The organism is Vibrio fluminensis (assembly GCF_015278125.1).
Lineage (GTDB): Bacteria > Pseudomonadota > Gammaproteobacteria > Enterobacterales > Vibrionaceae > Vibrio > Vibrio fluminensis.
In genome coordinates, this window is the sequence record NZ_JADILO010000003.1 from 1 (window position 1) to 16,431 (window position 16,431).

The following is a 16,431-nucleotide window of genomic DNA, read 5'->3' on the forward strand; positions in this document are numbered from 1 at the left end:
TGTTCCATCGTTACCATTTCCAGTTCGTATTGTTGCGGAGTCGGTTCTTGAAGCATATCGGAGTATCCATATTTCGATACTCCTATTAGATCAAAGGTCTAGCTCAAAAGCTAGACCTTTGTCAGCAGTCTGAAGCGCCATCAGTGATGGCGCTTTTGATAAATACTCATTCACGAGCTTATAAAAGAATAAAGATGCCCGCTAAACAAGCACTCATTAAGTTAGCTAGTGTACCAGCAGCTACCGCTTTAAGACCTAAGTTCGCCACTTCAGAGCGACGTTCTGGTGCAATGACACCAATTGAACCTAGCTGAATCGCAATGGAACCAATATTGGCAAAACCACACAGTGCAAACGTGATGATGACTTGTGAGTGCTCTGATAGCAGTTGTTTATGTTCAACAAAGTCGATGAACGCCACAAACTCATTCATCACCACTTTTTGACCAATATACGAGCCCGCCATAAGCACTTCATTTGAAGGAACACCAATTACCCAAGCCAAAGGAGCAAACAAGTAACCGAACACACCTTGTAGTGTGATGCCTGTAAGACCAACTAACTCACCTAAGCTCTCAAGACCGGTATTCACCATCGCAATCACAGACACGAATGCAATCAGCATAGTACCTACTGCGACGGCTACTTTCATACCGTTCATTGCACCGCTTGCTAATGCATCGATGACATTAGAGTCTTGAGCTTTATCCATTTCAATATCGGATTGGTCGACTGGCGTACCACGTTCAGGAACGATGATTTTCGCCATCATCAAGCTACCTGGCGCTGCCATAAAACTTGCTGCGATTAGGTATTTCAGATCGACACCAAGACCTGCATAACCGCCTAGTACACTACCCGCTACTGACGCCATGCCACCAGCCATAACAGCGAACAATTCAGAGCGAGTCATACGAGAAAGAAAAGGACGAACTAAAAGAGGTGATTCACCTTGAGAAAGGAAGATATTGCCCGTAGCAACTAAAGATTCTGCTTTACTCGTGCCGAGGAATTTTTGAATAGCACCACCGATGAATTCGATAACGCGTTGCATGATACCGAGGTAGTAAAGCGCTGAGATAACCGCACTAAAGAAGATAATAATAGGAAGGACGCGGACAGCGAAGATAAAACCAGTATTAGCGAGATCGCCAAAAAGAAATTTGATGCCTTCATCGGCAAAAGAGAGAAGACTGGCAACACCACCACTTAAACTGGCTAACGCTGCTTGCCCCCACGGGAAATAAAGAACCAAGGCGGCGAAACCAACCTGTAATAGCATCGCTCGCGATACCGTTTTCCAATTGATCGCCTTACGGCTCTCTGACAACAGTACTGCACATCCAACAAGAACGAGGATACCGATTAAACCAAAAATCACATTCACTAAAGATCACCTTTACAAGCATTGAATTAACAGCTGGTCCTGTCCTTGGGGTCATTCACTCGTCCATGTGACGGCTTGTATTGGTAGGGTTTTTGCCCATAACCGGGCGGCAAGTATAGCGATAGATACGAGACATTCATCACATATTTTTACGCAAACGTTCAAGCGTTCATTAATTAAACAAGCAAACGTTTGTCTATTTATTGGCCGATTGCAAAATTTATGGAATCACGATCACACCGCAGAAAGAAACACAACTAAATGCATATAAAAATTGGCAAGAAAATAACTTTGTTTCTACCTTTAAAGAAGTTCAAGAATAACTCCTCGCGTTCTAACTACGTCAGATTGGCTTTAAATATATACAACAACCTTCTTCCCCGCTCCGTGCGGGGTCTTTTTTTTGGCAGCTGCCAACCATAATCACCAGAAATTTCTGTGACTTGGGGCCATAGAACCAAAACCATTTTGATGCTATTTTGCCCAATAGTAGCGAATCCGCCGACTGAAGGTGAAGTGTCATGAGAATTGAAAACGCGATCTACCAGCCTCATATTCAGCAAAATTTGAAAGCGGCAACTAAGTTCATTGATCAAAGCTTGCAAAATCAAGGCGGACACCTAACGGCATCTTTAAATCAACACAACCAAATTCAAATACGCAACGAGGACGGTGTGGTAGTAAAAACCTACCAAGGTGAAAATGTCGTGCGTAAAATGCACCGTATTGATGAGTATGTTTAAGCAGCTTTAGATTTTGTTCCTACAATGCTGAGTTTTTTCCTCAAAAGCGCTGATTGCCCGCTGATAGCCAAGTAATGAACACTATTGAACCCAATATTTTTTTGTGCGAGCCAGTTGGTACTTAAAACGATTAAACCAACGTATGGCAAAGAACCAAACGTTGGGAGTCACTCTTAAATGCGAATTAATCTTCGCCTATTGCATTTTTAATTTTCTGATCTGTCTTATATTGGCTTAAAGCATATACCGACCAAATCGCTGCTGGTATCCAGCCTATCAATGTAATTTGAAGCACCAAACATACAATCCCTGCTATCGGTCTTCCAATTGTGAAAAATTGAAACCAAGGAAGAAGTAACGCTAGTAGTAATCTCATTGAAATTTCCTTATTAAATATTTGATTCTACGTAAGAATTTAAATGTTGATTTCTATTACTGTTTATAAACCACTCTAGAAATCGTAGCCATATGAGTCTGCGACTTAAGTTTTTTGAGTGCAAATTTCGCATACGCCAGTCAAGTGGTGAACAAGCCGACCAGTCAACTTAATTAGCCACCTTAAACGCTCAACAAAACCAACCAAAAATGCCGAATGTTTATCAGTCCAATCTAAACGTTTTATAAATTTAATTCAACGTACGCGAAACTTTGATTGAAAACTCACCCCAATCTGACGCAATAAAGACAATAATCTTTGCTTATTATAACGTCGTCAATCGCTTCTTTCGGTTGTAATTTTAGGTGCCATTAGATATCAGTGCGGCATTCACCGGGCTTACAGTAAATTACAACCCACAGGCAAATCACCCCTTAATAACTGGACTGATATATTTATCGCGCTCATCTAAACATTCATACGAAGCCATTTCAAATTCACGACATATCCAAGGACGATTTTCATAAATTGTACACATTAAACTGTCTCTATCTAAAGCAGCACACCAACCATCATTTAAACGCATCATTGTCTCACCACCGTACTCATCACGTTTGATAAAGTGTTCTGGCACTCCCGTGTCAGAAATAATCATCACTTCAAGGCGACAACAGCATGCTTTACAGTTTGAGCAAGATACATTTGAGGACGAAGTGGGTAATGTGGTGATGGGTATGTTCATAAGTAGCTACAGTTTGGAGAATTGCACATGATACCGCAAATCAAGTACAAACTACCTTTATTTCTGCGTTCGCTGACTTATGCAGCCATACGCTAAACTAAGTAACTAAAAAACCTGAGACCCAATTCCTTCAACTCAGATGGTATTTAATAGAGAAGACTTTCCCATTTTTTCAACGCTTTAGCTATTAGTCCTGCAAACACTGACTTACTGCTTTTTTAAACTCATCTAATTTACTTAAATGTTTGTTAGCACACAGCCGACAACGCAAGTTTAAACCCTTCATGTGTTGCTTTGAATCCAAGTTTTTCGTAGAACCTGATTGCATCAGGACGCTGCTTGTCACTTGTTAACTGAGCGATTGTACAGCCTTTGCTTTTTGCTAGCTCGATAGCATGTGCAAACATTTGCTCGCCGAAACCTTGCCCTCGATAGTCACTATGGATTCGAACACCTTCGATAAGACAGCGCCAACTACCAATATGCGTCAGGTAAGGAATAAAGGTTATTTGAAGCATTCCGACTAGAGCGTTTTCCAGTTCTGCAACAAGTAACTCGTTGTTTGAGTCTTGTACAATCGCTTCGAACGCTTCAACATATGCACTATTCAACGGAACAGATGCATCTTCTCTTTTGCTACCAAGTGGGTCATTTGAAAGCAAAGCCACAAGACTTTCCAAATCATCAAATTCAGCTGAACGATACTTTAATTCCAATTTATACATCCTTATTACTTCTGACTGAGTTCTTAGACCGAAAATTTCTTAATTAAAATACAGAATTATTCCGCTTAGTGAAAAAGATTAACTCACGCTCGTTATTTTTAGACAACTCGACTAACCGCAGGGCAATAAACCACTACTCCTTGTTGGAATACGTAAGCAATTTAGCTTAACCTGCATGACCAATAATTTAAGGTTAACTATCGTGACTCAACATCTCTCAAAATCAATGTTGACCTGTCTATAACTTCACAGTTTATAGTGACTATATTGATAGAAAGGGGCTTGATATGAGCCCTCATAAGTTAGCAGAGAGAAACTATGAAACGTTTAATTTTAGCGGTGACATTATTCGTAATCATGTCATTAAATAGCATGATGGCTTTAGCGAGCAATACTGCCATTAGGTATGGAGCGGCGATTGCGAATGATGGTGAAAGAATCGCTTATAGCGTGACTGAGGGCGGCGAGACGGCGCTTATCTTCATTCACGGCTGGAGTTTAGATAGCAGACTTTGGCAAAACCAGATTGGCTACTTTACAAAAAAATACAAAGTAATCACCATGGATTTAGCTGGGCATGGAAATTCATCATTCAACCGAGAAGAGTTCACTATGCTCTCTTTTGCGAATGACATTAAAGCGGTTATTGAAAAAGAAAAGCTCGACTCTGTCATCTTGGTTGGGCACTCGATGGCAGGCGGAGTTATCGCTGAAGCAGCCAAATTAATGCCGAATAAAGTGATTGGTATTATTGGTGTCGATACCTCACAGAACGTGGGAATAGAGCTGTCACAAGCCGACCTTGACCTAATGACCAAACCGTTTGAAGATAACTTTCACGATGGAATGACCGCATTCGTCAAAGGCGCGTTACCACCAGACGTCGATGAAAAGTTACTTTATTGGGTAACGGAAGATATGGCGTCTGCACCACCCACTATCGCCATTAACCAATTTCGTCATTACTTAGGTCAATATGTCAGCGGTGAAGCAAGCCGAGTGTATGAAAGTGTTAATGTGCCCGTAGTCCTTGTGAATGCTCGGTTGTGGCCGACGAATTCGGAAGAAAATAGCAAACACATTAAAGACTACAGCATCTATTATATTGAAGACTCTGGGCACTTCCCTATGCTAGAAAAACCGAATGAGTTCAACGAAACTCTGATGGAAGCAATTAAGTCTGTAGAGTCATCATCTTGACGTGAGTGACTAGGAGTGCCCAATTTCATTGGGCCTATTCACAAAGGTCTAGCCCAATGGCTAGACCTTTGTCGTTATATAACGCGTTTCCCTTGCACCCAAACTTGCTGGATATTCTCTTTTTGCGCTAAGCAGACGATTTTTTCTAGAATATCACGTGGCGTGTCAAACTCCGGCCAAATGCGTAGGTTGCCAATCAATGGGCTCGCTTCAAGCACGAGAGCATCAAAATGATGCTTGGCGCTCAATACGCCTGTTCTGGCATCAAGCACTTTCGCACCACCAGCGGTTGCCATCCAGAACGCTTCAACAAAACTGATGCGAGCGTTAGCGGTACCACGCTCACCTGCCGCCAAATTGACATCAACACCCTCTTCACGCACACGTGAATGAGCGACCGCGTCAAAGGCTGCGCGGAAAATAGAAGGCGATGGTGCGCCAGCAATGTCGCTTCCCAAACCAATTTGTACACCGCTATCGAGCAGTTCTCGGGTTCGCATTGCTGCATTAGCAAAGAACATGTTAGAGAGTGGGCAGTGAGCGATACCCGCGTTAAATTGCTTGATCAACTCAACATCTTGCTCGGTTAAAAAGATCGAATGTGCCAACACTGATTTGTTATTTAACAAACCCGCATCCGCATAGATTTGAACATCACTCATGCCATAGTGCTGTAAGGCATAATCACGCGCCCAATCACTTTCAGAGCAATGGGTTTGCATGTGCAGATCGTATTTTTGTACTAAAGATCCAAGCTTATTGAGCATCTCAGGAGTGCAGCTTGGTACGAAACGCGGCGTAATCACCGGGCTGACCAGACCACTATCATTACCTTGCAGGGTAAATACGTTACTAACAAAGGCTTCAGTCTCAGCAAACGCTTGAGCAATGTCATTTTCACGATAAAAATCTGGGCACTGCTCAACATTATCCATGTTGATTTTACCGACATAGGCGCGTTGACCAAGGTCCAAACAGGTTTTTGCCAGCAACTCGGTCGATTCGCGATGAATCGACGCGAAATAAACCGCACTAGTCGTTCCGTTTGCCAACAAAGTTTTGGTCACATCTTGATAGATAGACTGCGCAAACTCGACGTCTTGATAACGATTTTCCAACGGGAACGTGTAGTTTTGTAACCAATCATAGAGCGGCAAGTCTAACCCTTTACCTGCTTGCGGCCATTGTGGCGCGTGACAATGCAGGTCCACTAAGCCCGGCATCAAATATTGACCTTGACGTAATGTTTGCAGTTTGCCTTGTTCTGCTAATACGTTCAGCAGTGTTTGATACGAAGGGTGTTCAGTCGTGAAGGTGGCATCAATATCACCATCCAGATTAACCAAAATGAGGTAATCACGAATGAACTCAAACTCGCCTTTAATCGGTGTATGAAACGTATCGCCGACAATCGCAAACTGGATATTATCAATGTTATAGATTGGTGTGTTCATTATTATGCTTCACTCTCAACTGGCGTTTCATTTACTACGCGATCTTCAGGAAGAACAAAGTTCAGGATTACCGCGGCTAAAGCACCGATCGCAATACCCGAGTTAACCAGGTAACCCACCAACTCCGGCAAGGCATAAACCAGCTCACGCGGCATTAAAACGGCGCCAAGTGACAGCATAATTGGCAAACCTACTACCAGCATATTGCGCTCAGACAACTGAATGTTTTGGATAACACGGAAGCCATTCATCGCTATCACCACACAGATCACCGAGAAGATCCCTGAGATAACCGCATGAGGAATCGAAGCAATTAAGCTAGTCAGTTTTGGCATTAAACCCAACACCAACAGGATAAAACCACCCGCAATAATCGCGCGGCGTGAAGCAACACCCGTTACAGCAATAATGCCCGCATTCGTTGAGTAACCAGTCACTGGGCTACCACCTAGCAGTGAGCAAAGGAAATGACCTGCCGCTTCGCCCGTTGCACCACGGTTAAGACGCTCATCTTCAAGCTCAACGCCAGTTACAGCACTCACCGCACACCAAGTACCGGTTGTCTCAACCAGAACAATCATTGAGATAAATAGCATGGTCATGATCGCAATAGGATCAAACGTCAGTTCGCCAAATGGTAGCAGAGTCGGCAATTGTACCCACGCCGCTTTAGCTACCGATGAAAAGTCACTCATACCGTAGAAGGTCGCTGCAATCGTACCCAGAATAATCGCACCCAAGACCGAAGTTAAACGCAGCCAATGCAAACGCTTGTGCATACAACCAAGTAGGATAAAGCTACACAGTGAAACAATGCTCACTAAGGCAATAACAATGTTTTGGTTCGCCTGCTCGCCGCTATAAATGCCATTAAAAGCAACGGGTAGCAGTGAAATTCCCACAACGATAATCACCGTGCCACCAACAATAGGGGGAACAAATTTACGTACCAGTTTACTAAATATGTTCAGAGGCTTACCTAACAGAGCCACGAAAATCGCCACTGGAATCAAGGCACCATACACTGCGCCCATTCCGAGAGTTTTACCAATCGCAGCGACGGCACCAATAGGAATGTAAGAAGGTCCTTGCATCACCGGTAGCTTTAATAAACCGCGTGATTGAATAATGGTAGCAAGACCGGCGACAACAAACGTCATCTGAATCAAAGATGAAGTATCCGCGACCGTTAACGACAGCAAACTCGCAAGAATAATTGGCACAATGTAGAGATCCATCGCCAGTACGTGCTGAGCACCCAAAGAGAGCGAGCGAGGGATAGAAATTTTTTCATCAATGTTCGTGGTTGATTGATTAGCTTGGTGAGTATTCATAAAAACTTGAGTACTTAGCGATTGGTAACTTTTCACTTAACAAAGTTATCAACGGCAAATTTAGGTTGTACAAAGCCTGCATACGCTAATAAGCGACGCAAACCGTGAGTTTGTTTTTTTAGTTTTGGTGTTTCAAAAATTGAGTCGATGGGATGCAAATGAGACGAAAAGTGTTATCAGCATCACCGTTTTTGATGTGCGGCTGATTCTAACGTAATATTTGCGTTGCGCAAACGTTTGCTCGATTAAATATTTTTATCGTAACTAACAATTCAAATCCATTACCCTGAAATAGAAATGCGGGATTCCGCCTTCACTACAATGACAATATTCCAGAACAGCACTCGACTAAGCAAAAATGCAGGAGAGCATTTTTAGGTTTTCGGCGTCGGGAACGCCTAAAACCGGCTGGTCAGCGGATGATAAATTAAAGCGCCTTTCTGATTACTCTTTGGCGCAGCAAAGAGTAATTGGACCGCTTACACAAAAGGTAAACAAATCCGAAAACTTCTAGGCGGGACATACCAACTCGACTCACTTACCCACACCATCAAGGATCAACAGCGAGATTTCCGCCTCCAAGACAATGACAATATTCCAGAACAGCACTCAACTAGGCAAAAATGCAGGACAGCATTTTTAGGTTTTCGGCGTCGGGAACGCCTAAAACCGGCTGGTCAGCGCATGATAATTAAAGCGCCTTTCTGATTACTCTTTGGCGCAGCAAAGAGTAATTGGACCGCTTGCAGTAAACTAAAACAAACACTCGCTGCTTTGAGCGGGACATACAAAATCAACTCACTCATCCACATAATCAAATTCAAAAGCGAGATTTCCGCCTTCGCGGAAATGACATAAAGAGGGGGACGTCATCGTCTAAATAAAATGACAAAAAAGGCTGCTCTATTCCATAAGCAGCCTTTCTCTCAATAACTAACACGCCCCGCGTATAAAACTCTAATAGGCGATTTCAACATCCGTCTTCGGTACTGCACAACAAGCCAAGACTTCACCACCTGCTGCATCAATATGCTCGTAAGCAGGTACATCAGGGTGATTAACTTGCCCCTGCACCACTTTGACACGGCACGCACCGCACAAACCAGCTCGGCAACTGTTTGGAATATTAATCCCCGCATCTTCTGCTTGCTCCAATAGAGAGCGCTGGTTGTCACCGGCAAAACTCTGGCTATTTACCGTAACACTGACTTCTTGCTTCACTTGGCTAGCCACTTTTACTGCGGTAAAGGCTTCTTGATGGTATTTCGACTCATCTAAGCCGGCTTGCAATAGCAGTGATTTCGCCTGCTGCATAAAGCCATCTGGACCACAAACGTATACGTCACGACGCGTAAGATCTTTCACTTGTTTCAAGTGCATTGCACTCAACCGTCCTTTCAAACCGAACCAGTTTAGTGGCGCTTGAGACAGCGAGATGAGTAGCGTTAAACCTTGATGTTCTCTGGCTAAGGTTTCTAACTCATCGCGGCAAGGAATATCTTCTTCTGCACGACATTGATGATAAAACACCACGTCGTCCAACTGATTCTTATCTGCCATAAAACGCAGCATTGACAGCATCGGCGTGACACCACTACCAGCAGAAAGTAGCAATGTTGGCGTTTGGTGGTGTTCTTCGATGTGGAATGCACCATCCGGAGTTTGGCACACTAACTCATCGCCCACTTGGAGATGATCGGCTAACCAATTAGAGACTCGACCATCGGCAATGCGTTTCACCGAAATCGCCAGCTTGTCTGGTCGAGATGGCGATGAAGACAAGGTATAGCGACGAGCGATTTTTTGCCCATCAACTTCTACCTCAATCGGCAAATGTTGCCCCGGCTTATATGGCAAGGTTGCCGAATTTTCTAACCAGAACGTCGTAAAATCTCGAGCAATATCTTCACGTTCAATACATTTAAGTACGTGTTGTTTTGGTGAGTTATCCGGATAAAACTCTTTGTCCTTGTATTCCAATACTTCGATTTCATCACCTGCACGGATCATACCCTCATTTTTCGCCACTAGATTTTGTCCGAAAAACACACCGCCAAATTCATTCGCGCGGAACTCCGATAAGGTCTTCAACGGCTCTTTGCTTGGTCTAAGTTCACCAGTTCTGACATCAACAGTGGTCAAAATGCAGCGCTCACAAGGTTTAACCGCTTCAAACTCAACTTCACCGATACGAATGCGCTTCCAGCTGTCTTCAACGAAAGGTTCTGTACTTGAAGCAACCAAGTTGGTGCGGAACTGATCCATCGCATGCACTTCTTGGCTACGTCGGTTCAATTCATCCAGTGATCCTTGGCTGATCAGCAGTAATGGGTAGCCATCGGCAAAACTGACATTGTGACCAAGTTTGTCACGCACACGTTGCGATTGCTCACCGGTAAAGAGCAATTCAACACGCTTACCCAACACTTCGCTAAACCAATCATCCGCTTCATCATGCGTAGTAAACGCTTCAAAAGTGTCGCTCCATACGGTTGCTGGTGTTGGCTGCATCTTAAAGTCCGTATAGCGAATCTTAAGTGGCGCTTGATTAGGCGCGGTAAAAATCAATCCATCTGGTGTTAATACCGAGCTCACTTTCACCATATGCGGATACTTACGTGCGGTTACCATAGAGCCGTCAGCAAGTGCCAACATAAAGCGGCGATCAAACATCAGCCCCTGCTTTTCAACCCAAGCAGTAGAGAGAGAAACCCCACCGACAGATTTCACTGGATAGACGTTGATTTGAGAGAGTGTAGAGGCTGTCATTGCTATTCCTTCCAAGTATGTCTTGCCCATTATATTTGGTTTTTGAGCTTGGCTATCATAGTACGGAACCACGGCAAGAAAAAAGCAAACGTTTGGCTATTTGTTCAACAAACGGACTACTAGAACAAAAAATGGGGTGAAATCCTCATCGCTTTCCTCTATCATCCTGTCGCCTAAGCCTATGCGTTTTGCATAGAAACAATTGCTTAGGCTCCAATCAGACAACTTACTCATGGTGGGAGCTAACATGACAACTATTACGATTACTCGTCCGGATGACTGGCACGTACACCTTCGCGATGGCGAAGTATTAAAGGATACCGTGCGAGACATTAGCCGCTATAACGGTCGCGCGCTGATCATGCCGAACACCATCCCACCGATTACCAATACTGAACTTGCCCTTGCCTACCGCGAACGCATTATGGCAGAAAAGCCAAGCGAGCAATTCGAGCCACTGATGGCACTTTACCTCACTGATAACACCACTCCTGATGAAATCCGCAAAGCGAAAGCATCTGGCAATGTAGTCGCTGCTAAGCTTTACCCTGCTGGTGCCACAACCAACTCTGATTCAGGTGTAACGTCAGCGAAAAACATCTACCACGTTTTAGAAGCGATGGAAGAAGTGGGCATGTTGCTACTGGTGCACGGCGAGGTCACTCATCATGATGTCGACATCTTTGACCGTGAAAAGCAATTCCTAGAAACCGTACTTGCACCAATCGTCAATGACTTCCCGAACCTAAAGATCGTTCTAGAGCACATCACCACTGCCGATGCAGCCAACTTTGTTGCTAACGCTAACGACAATGTCGCGGCAACTATTACGGCACATCACCTGATGTACAACCGCAACCACATGTTAGTCGGCGGTATTAAGCCTCACTTCTACTGCTTGCCAATCCTTAAGCGCAACACCCACCAGCAAGCGCTTGTGGCAGCAGCAACCAGCGGCAGCAAGAAGTTCTTCCTAGGTACTGACTCTGCGCCTCACGCAAAAGAAAAAAAAGAAGCCGCTTGTGGCTGTGCAGGCTCTTACACGGCTCACGCAGCACTCGAGTTGTATGCAGAAGTGTTCGAACAAGAAGGTAAGCTAGAGCACCTAGAAGCATTCGCAAGCCACAATGGTCCTGATTTTTACGGTGTGCCGCGTAACACTGATACCGTGACACTCACCAAAGAGTCATGGGACGTACCCGCAAGCATGCCATTTGGCGCCGATATCGTGGTACCAATTAAAGCGGGCGAGCAAGTGACTTGGACGGTTAAATAACCTTCTTAGTGCAAATTGATAATCAGGTCTGACAGCGATGTCAGACCTTTTTTATTGCTTTATCACCGCAACAAGCCCTCTCATTGCTGTTTTTAATTGACAACACAATAAATCCTAATCGAGTCTAATAAAATAAATAACAAACTGTTTTATAAAGATTTAATTGTAAATTCACTGCCTAGCTAGCACGACTTCATAATCAATTTCACAACACCCCTATTGCGCAAATAATGCCTATCAAGTATTAAGTAAATACACTTGTTGTTAATGTGTTAATTATGAAAACAAAAGAGCATTACAACCTATTTTTTGCGCTATTTCTCAGCGCCCTGCTGACAATGATTGGTCTATTGAGCCGAAAGGCGTTAATAGAGACAGATGTGGCAATGCTGTTTTTGCTGATCAATATTGTCTGCGGTTTTATTCTCAAGCCAAGCCATGCTTACACCATCTGTATTATCAATATCGCGAGCTTCCATTACTTCTTTCTACCTGATTTCAACTCGTTTAAGTTTCAAGATAGCCATTACCTCATCACCTATTTGGTCCTGGCGTTGAGCGGGATCTTTGTTGTCCACTTAACGCAGTCACAGCGTAAGCAGCTCGCCAAAAATCAGCGCTTACGGAAAAAGCTCGAAGCGCAAAATGCGCTGTCTCGGCAACTCTCTTGCTCAACCAAGGCAGAGCAAGTGGCGAATCAAGCGGTGAACTTTTTACATCACAACTATCAAATCGAATCGGCAATTTTGAGCTGTGGCAATAATGCACAATGTCTTGCAAGGAGTAGCGGTAATTTATCCGCCCAATTAGGCGCGCAGACAATCGATACCTTACCTGACAACTTCACTTATCTAAGCTTTACCAATGACGCCAAACAGCTTGCGGTATTGGTGCTAGATAAGCAGCAGGCAGAACGAATCGACGACTGGTTCATCTCGTTAGTCGCGGTGTCACTTGGGCGAGCAGACGCAATATCCGCACTGTCGCAAGCCGAAGCCAACCATCAGGTGGAGCAAGTACGTACCACGCTACTCGCCTCTGTGTCACATGACTTAAAAACGCCACTTGGGGCGATCATTGGTTCAGCGACAACCTTATGTGATCAACACTTACATTTAAGCGATGAAGTCCAGCGGGAGTTACTGCACTCCATTGCCAATCAAGGGGAACGCTTAAATCAAAGTTTAACCAAACTGCTCGATATTACTCGCTACACCACTGGCTCCTGCGAGATTAAACGCGATTGGACAGAGCCCGAAGAGCTCATTGGTAGCGTATTAGCTCAATTTAAACACCAATTAACCTCTCATCAATTAAGACTCGAAGGCGCCCCTATGTTGGTTGATATTGATGCCCTACTTATCGAGCAAGTGATCGGCAACCTGATTGAGAATGCTGCGAAATATAGCCCGGAAAATAGCGAAATATGGATTCAATTCTATTACTGCGATGGTGGCTTTCACTTTGTGATCACCAACACCAGTGACCCAATCCCCGACAATGAACTTAGCAAGATTTTCGACCGTTTCTACCGACTCGAAAACAATCATGTTGATGGAACTGGGCTAGGCTTAGCCATTTGCGATGTGATTGTCTCCGCACATGGCGGGCAAATCACCGTGCACAATATCGCAGACGATGGCGTGCAGTTTCATGTCACCATTCCTTGCCGCTTATTTGATCTACAGAGGTGCGTTACCGATGAATAGCGAAACGAAAATATTAATCATTGAAGACGAGCAGCCTATTTGCCGATTTCTTAACGTATTAATTGGTGGGCATGATTACCAAGTCAAAACCGCAGACACTGCCAAGCAAGGGTTACAAATCACAGCAAATTGGTCACCACACTTGATCCTGCTCGACCTTGGATTACCTGATTTAGATGGAATCAACCTAATCCACGAACTGCGCTCATGGACCAATACACCGATCATTGTGATCTCAGCTCGAGAACTAGAGTCTGATAAAGTCGCATCGCTAGACGCAGGAGCAAATGACTATTTAACCAAACCTTTTGGCCGTGAAGAGCTCCTTGCTCGAGTTCGCGTGGCACTTAGATTAGCCAATCAAGACTCCGTCACTGCACCGCTGCGCTTTCAAATGTCAGACATCACGATTGATCTCGCGTTAAAACAAGTCACGCGCGATAGTGAGAGCATTAAACTAACCAAAACCGAGTACAACATACTGAAATACTTATGTAAGAATGCAGGTAAGGTGCTCACTCATAAGCAGATATTAAAAGAAGTATGGGGGAACAATTACACCGAACATACGCACTACGTTCGTATCCATATTGCACAGCTGCGAAGAAAGCTAGAACGCGACCCTGCGCAACCCAAACACATTGTCACCGAGACGGGTATTGGTTATCGACTGAACGAGCTAGTAGCCGATTGAGCAAATAGCAATTTGAATCCACTTCTCTAGCGAGGTTGTCTATATAAAATCTTTATATCTAGCACGAAAATCCATACAACAACTTTAGTTAGGACTAGTTAACATACTTGCAACCTAGTTGAGTAAAGCACTGCTAACCTTCTGATGCGGTGTCCCTTGTCAATTAAGGTGTCACTATTATTTCGTAAGAAATTTATTCCCGATGCATGTCATCGCGTTCCGCCAGTAATTGTAGCCAGTTACTGGTTTTTTTTTGCTATCGTCATAATGAACCTCGTCATAGTAAACGCTATTACTGCTGTTATTGGCTAACCACAAAGATCAACATGACAAGGTAACAACAACCCTCATTGATGCTTATCATAAGCATTAGTGATACTAAACAAATCTTTATACTTTCTTTATACCTACCTGCAATTTCTTTACACAACGCTTAGCTACGGCGAGTTTAATTTATTGTTAAATAGATACAATTCAACAACATCTTCATTTTAGATTGGTTGAATGTTTTCATGTCTCGCCAGCACAAGCGAAACAAAGAAGCCCTACAAAAATAAGTACAACAATATCGTCAGCTCAATAAAAGCCTAGAAAGGAAACGTATAATGAATAAGAACGATAGCGTACCGCTACCGACCAATACGCGGGAATGGTTGATCAATCGCAATAGCCTAATCATCATTGCCGATATTATCCTATTTGCCGTGATGTACCTGACCCTCCCTTTTGAACCTAACGTCGTACTAGGTTTAAGTATCCTCGTCTTTATCGCCATATTGTGGCTAACTGAAGCGCTACACGTCACGATTACCGCCATATTAGTCCCTGTTTTAGCGATTATATTCGGAGTGTTTAATACCCAAACCGCATTAAACAGTTTCGCCAACTCGATTATCTTTCTCTTCCTTGGTGGTTTTGCCCTCGCCGCAGCAATGCATAGACAAGGTCTTGATCAAGTCATTGCCGATAAAGTACTGATTATCGCCAAAGGGCAACTGAGTGTTGCTGTCTTTATGCTGTTTGGTGTCACCGCCATTCTATCGATGTGGATCAGCAACACCGCTACCACCGCCATGATGTTACCGTTGGCATTAGGCATACTGAATAAAGTGAATGAAAAGAGCGGTCACAGCACCCACGTCTTTGTTCTCCTCGGTATTGCTTACAGCGCAAGTATAGGCGGTATGGGCACCATCGTCGGGAGCCCGCCCAATGCTATCGCGGCAGCTGAAGTCGGCTTAACCTTCACTGAATGGATGAGCTTTGGTTTACCTATCGCAGCATTGCTGCTACCGGTTTCTATCGCGGTACTTTATTTCTTACTTAAACCGGATCTAAAGGGCGACTTTGAGTTAAACACGGCGGCGATCGATTGGGATAAAGGCAAAGTGGTTACACTGGGCATCTTTCTCACCACAGTTACTTTCTGGATTTTCAGCACCCCAATTAACGCCATGATTGGCGGGCTAAAAAGCTTTGATACCGTAATCGCACTCGGCGCCATTATCGCTGTGAGTTTTTGCCGAGTAGTGCACTGGGAAGACATTGAAAAGACCACCGACTGGGGCGTTTTGTTGCTGTTTGGTGGTGGTATCTGCTTAAGCAATATTTTAAAAACTACCGAGACCAGCGCGTTTCTGGCGACAGCATTGAGTCAAATTGTTGCCGATTTAGGCATCGTATTGGTGGTGATGTTGGTGACCGCATTCGTCGTTTTTCTCACTGAGTTTGTGAGTAATACCGCTCTGTCTGCGTTATTTATCCCACTGTTTGCAAGTGTCGCAGAAGCATTCGGTATGTCGCCGATTATGTTATCAGTGTTAATTGCGCTCGCAGCGTCTTGCGCCTTTATGATGCCGGTCGCGACACCACCCAATGCCATCGTGTTTGGCACAGGTAAGATCAAGCAAAATGAAATGATGCGAGTTGGCTTTATTCTGAACGTGGTTTGTATTGCGATACTAACCGCAATTGCCATCTTATTTTGGTAGTGTTGTAAAACTTTAAACGTCAATAACGTCA

13 protein-coding genes are annotated in these 16,431 nt (G+C 44.0%); 6 read left to right on the forward strand and 7 right to left on the reverse strand.

Annotation, left to right across the window (positions count from 1 at the left end):
- Positions 1–178: 178 nt before the first annotated feature.
- On the reverse strand, positions 179–1,387 hold the full coding sequence (locus IRQ95_RS03770) for a NupC/NupG family nucleoside CNT transporter (RefSeq protein WP_194435674.1): 1,209 nt from the start codon (positions 1,385–1,387) through the stop codon (positions 179–181).
- A gap of 521 nt (positions 1,388–1,908) precedes the next feature.
- Between IRQ95_RS03770 and IRQ95_RS03775 the strand changes: the two genes are divergently transcribed.
- On the forward strand, positions 1,909–2,130 hold the full coding sequence (locus IRQ95_RS03775) for a hypothetical protein (protein ID WP_194435675.1): 222 nt from the start codon (positions 1,909–1,911) through the stop codon (positions 2,128–2,130).
- Positions 2,131–2,314: 184 nt separating this feature from the next.
- Here IRQ95_RS03775 and IRQ95_RS03780 read toward each other — a convergent pair whose 3' ends face one another.
- The 3 genes from IRQ95_RS03780 to IRQ95_RS03790 form a co-directional block, all read right to left on the reverse strand.
- Positions 2,315–2,506 (reverse strand): YqaE/Pmp3 family membrane protein, encoded by a 192-nt coding sequence (locus tag IRQ95_RS03780; protein ID WP_194435676.1) that lies wholly within the window; start codon positions 2,504–2,506, stop codon positions 2,315–2,317.
- 427 nt (positions 2,507–2,933) lie between these two features.
- Entirely contained in the window at positions 2,934–3,248 is a 315-nt protein-coding gene (locus tag IRQ95_RS03785) for a YkgJ family cysteine cluster protein (RefSeq protein WP_194435677.1), read from the reverse strand.
- A 248-nt stretch (positions 3,249–3,496) separates the two neighbouring features.
- On the reverse strand, positions 3,497–3,964 hold the full coding sequence (locus IRQ95_RS03790; RefSeq protein ID WP_194435846.1) for a GNAT family N-acetyltransferase: 468 nt from the start codon (positions 3,962–3,964) through the stop codon (positions 3,497–3,499).
- 327 nt (positions 3,965–4,291) lie between these two features.
- On the opposite strand from IRQ95_RS03790, the gene IRQ95_RS03795 reads away from it, so the two are divergent.
- Positions 4,292–5,173 (forward strand): alpha/beta fold hydrolase, encoded by an 882-nt coding sequence (locus tag IRQ95_RS03795; protein ID WP_194435678.1) that lies wholly within the window; start codon positions 4,292–4,294, stop codon positions 5,171–5,173.
- A 74-nt stretch (positions 5,174–5,247) separates the two neighbouring features.
- Here the strand turns inward: IRQ95_RS03795 and IRQ95_RS03800 are convergent, their stop codons facing one another.
- The 3 genes from IRQ95_RS03800 to IRQ95_RS03810 form a co-directional block, all read right to left on the reverse strand.
- Positions 5,248–6,627, reverse strand: a complete 1,380-nt coding sequence (locus IRQ95_RS03800) for an amidohydrolase family protein (RefSeq protein ID WP_194435679.1) — start codon at positions 6,625–6,627, stop codon at positions 5,248–5,250.
- Positions 6,628–6,629: 2 nt separating this feature from the next.
- Positions 6,630–7,961 (reverse strand): nucleobase:cation symporter-2 family protein, encoded by a 1,332-nt coding sequence (locus tag IRQ95_RS03805; RefSeq protein WP_194435680.1) that lies wholly within the window; start codon positions 7,959–7,961, stop codon positions 6,630–6,632.
- Positions 7,962–8,918: 957 nt separating this feature from the next.
- Positions 8,919–10,730: a hybrid-cluster NAD(P)-dependent oxidoreductase gene (locus tag IRQ95_RS03810; protein WP_194435681.1), complete on the reverse strand. Its 1,812-nt coding sequence runs from the start codon at positions 10,728–10,730 to the stop codon at positions 8,919–8,921.
- A 247-nt stretch (positions 10,731–10,977) separates the two neighbouring features.
- On the opposite strand from IRQ95_RS03810, the gene pyrC reads away from it, so the two are divergent.
- The 4 genes from pyrC (at position 10,978) to IRQ95_RS03830 (ending at position 16,400) form a co-directional block, all read left to right on the forward strand.
- Positions 10,978–12,006, forward strand: coding sequence for a dihydroorotase (pyrC, locus tag IRQ95_RS03815; protein WP_194435682.1), 1,029 nt, complete (start codon positions 10,978–10,980; stop codon positions 12,004–12,006).
- Between the two features lie 278 nt (positions 12,007–12,284).
- Positions 12,285–13,715 carry a sensor histidine kinase gene (locus IRQ95_RS03820; protein WP_194435683.1) on the forward strand — a complete coding sequence of 477 codons (1,431 nt, stop codon included), beginning with the start codon at positions 12,285–12,287 and terminating at the stop codon, positions 13,713–13,715.
- A complete protein-coding gene (locus tag IRQ95_RS03825; protein WP_194435684.1) occupies positions 13,708–14,409 on the forward strand; it encodes a response regulator in 702 nt (233 codons plus the stop codon). The genes IRQ95_RS03820 and IRQ95_RS03825 overlap by 8 nt, the downstream gene beginning before the upstream one ends.
- 605 nt (positions 14,410–15,014) lie before the next feature.
- Positions 15,015–16,400, forward strand: a complete 1,386-nt coding sequence (locus tag IRQ95_RS03830) for an SLC13 family permease (protein WP_194435685.1) — start codon at positions 15,015–15,017, stop codon at positions 16,398–16,400.
- Positions 16,401–16,431 lie beyond the last annotated feature (31 nt).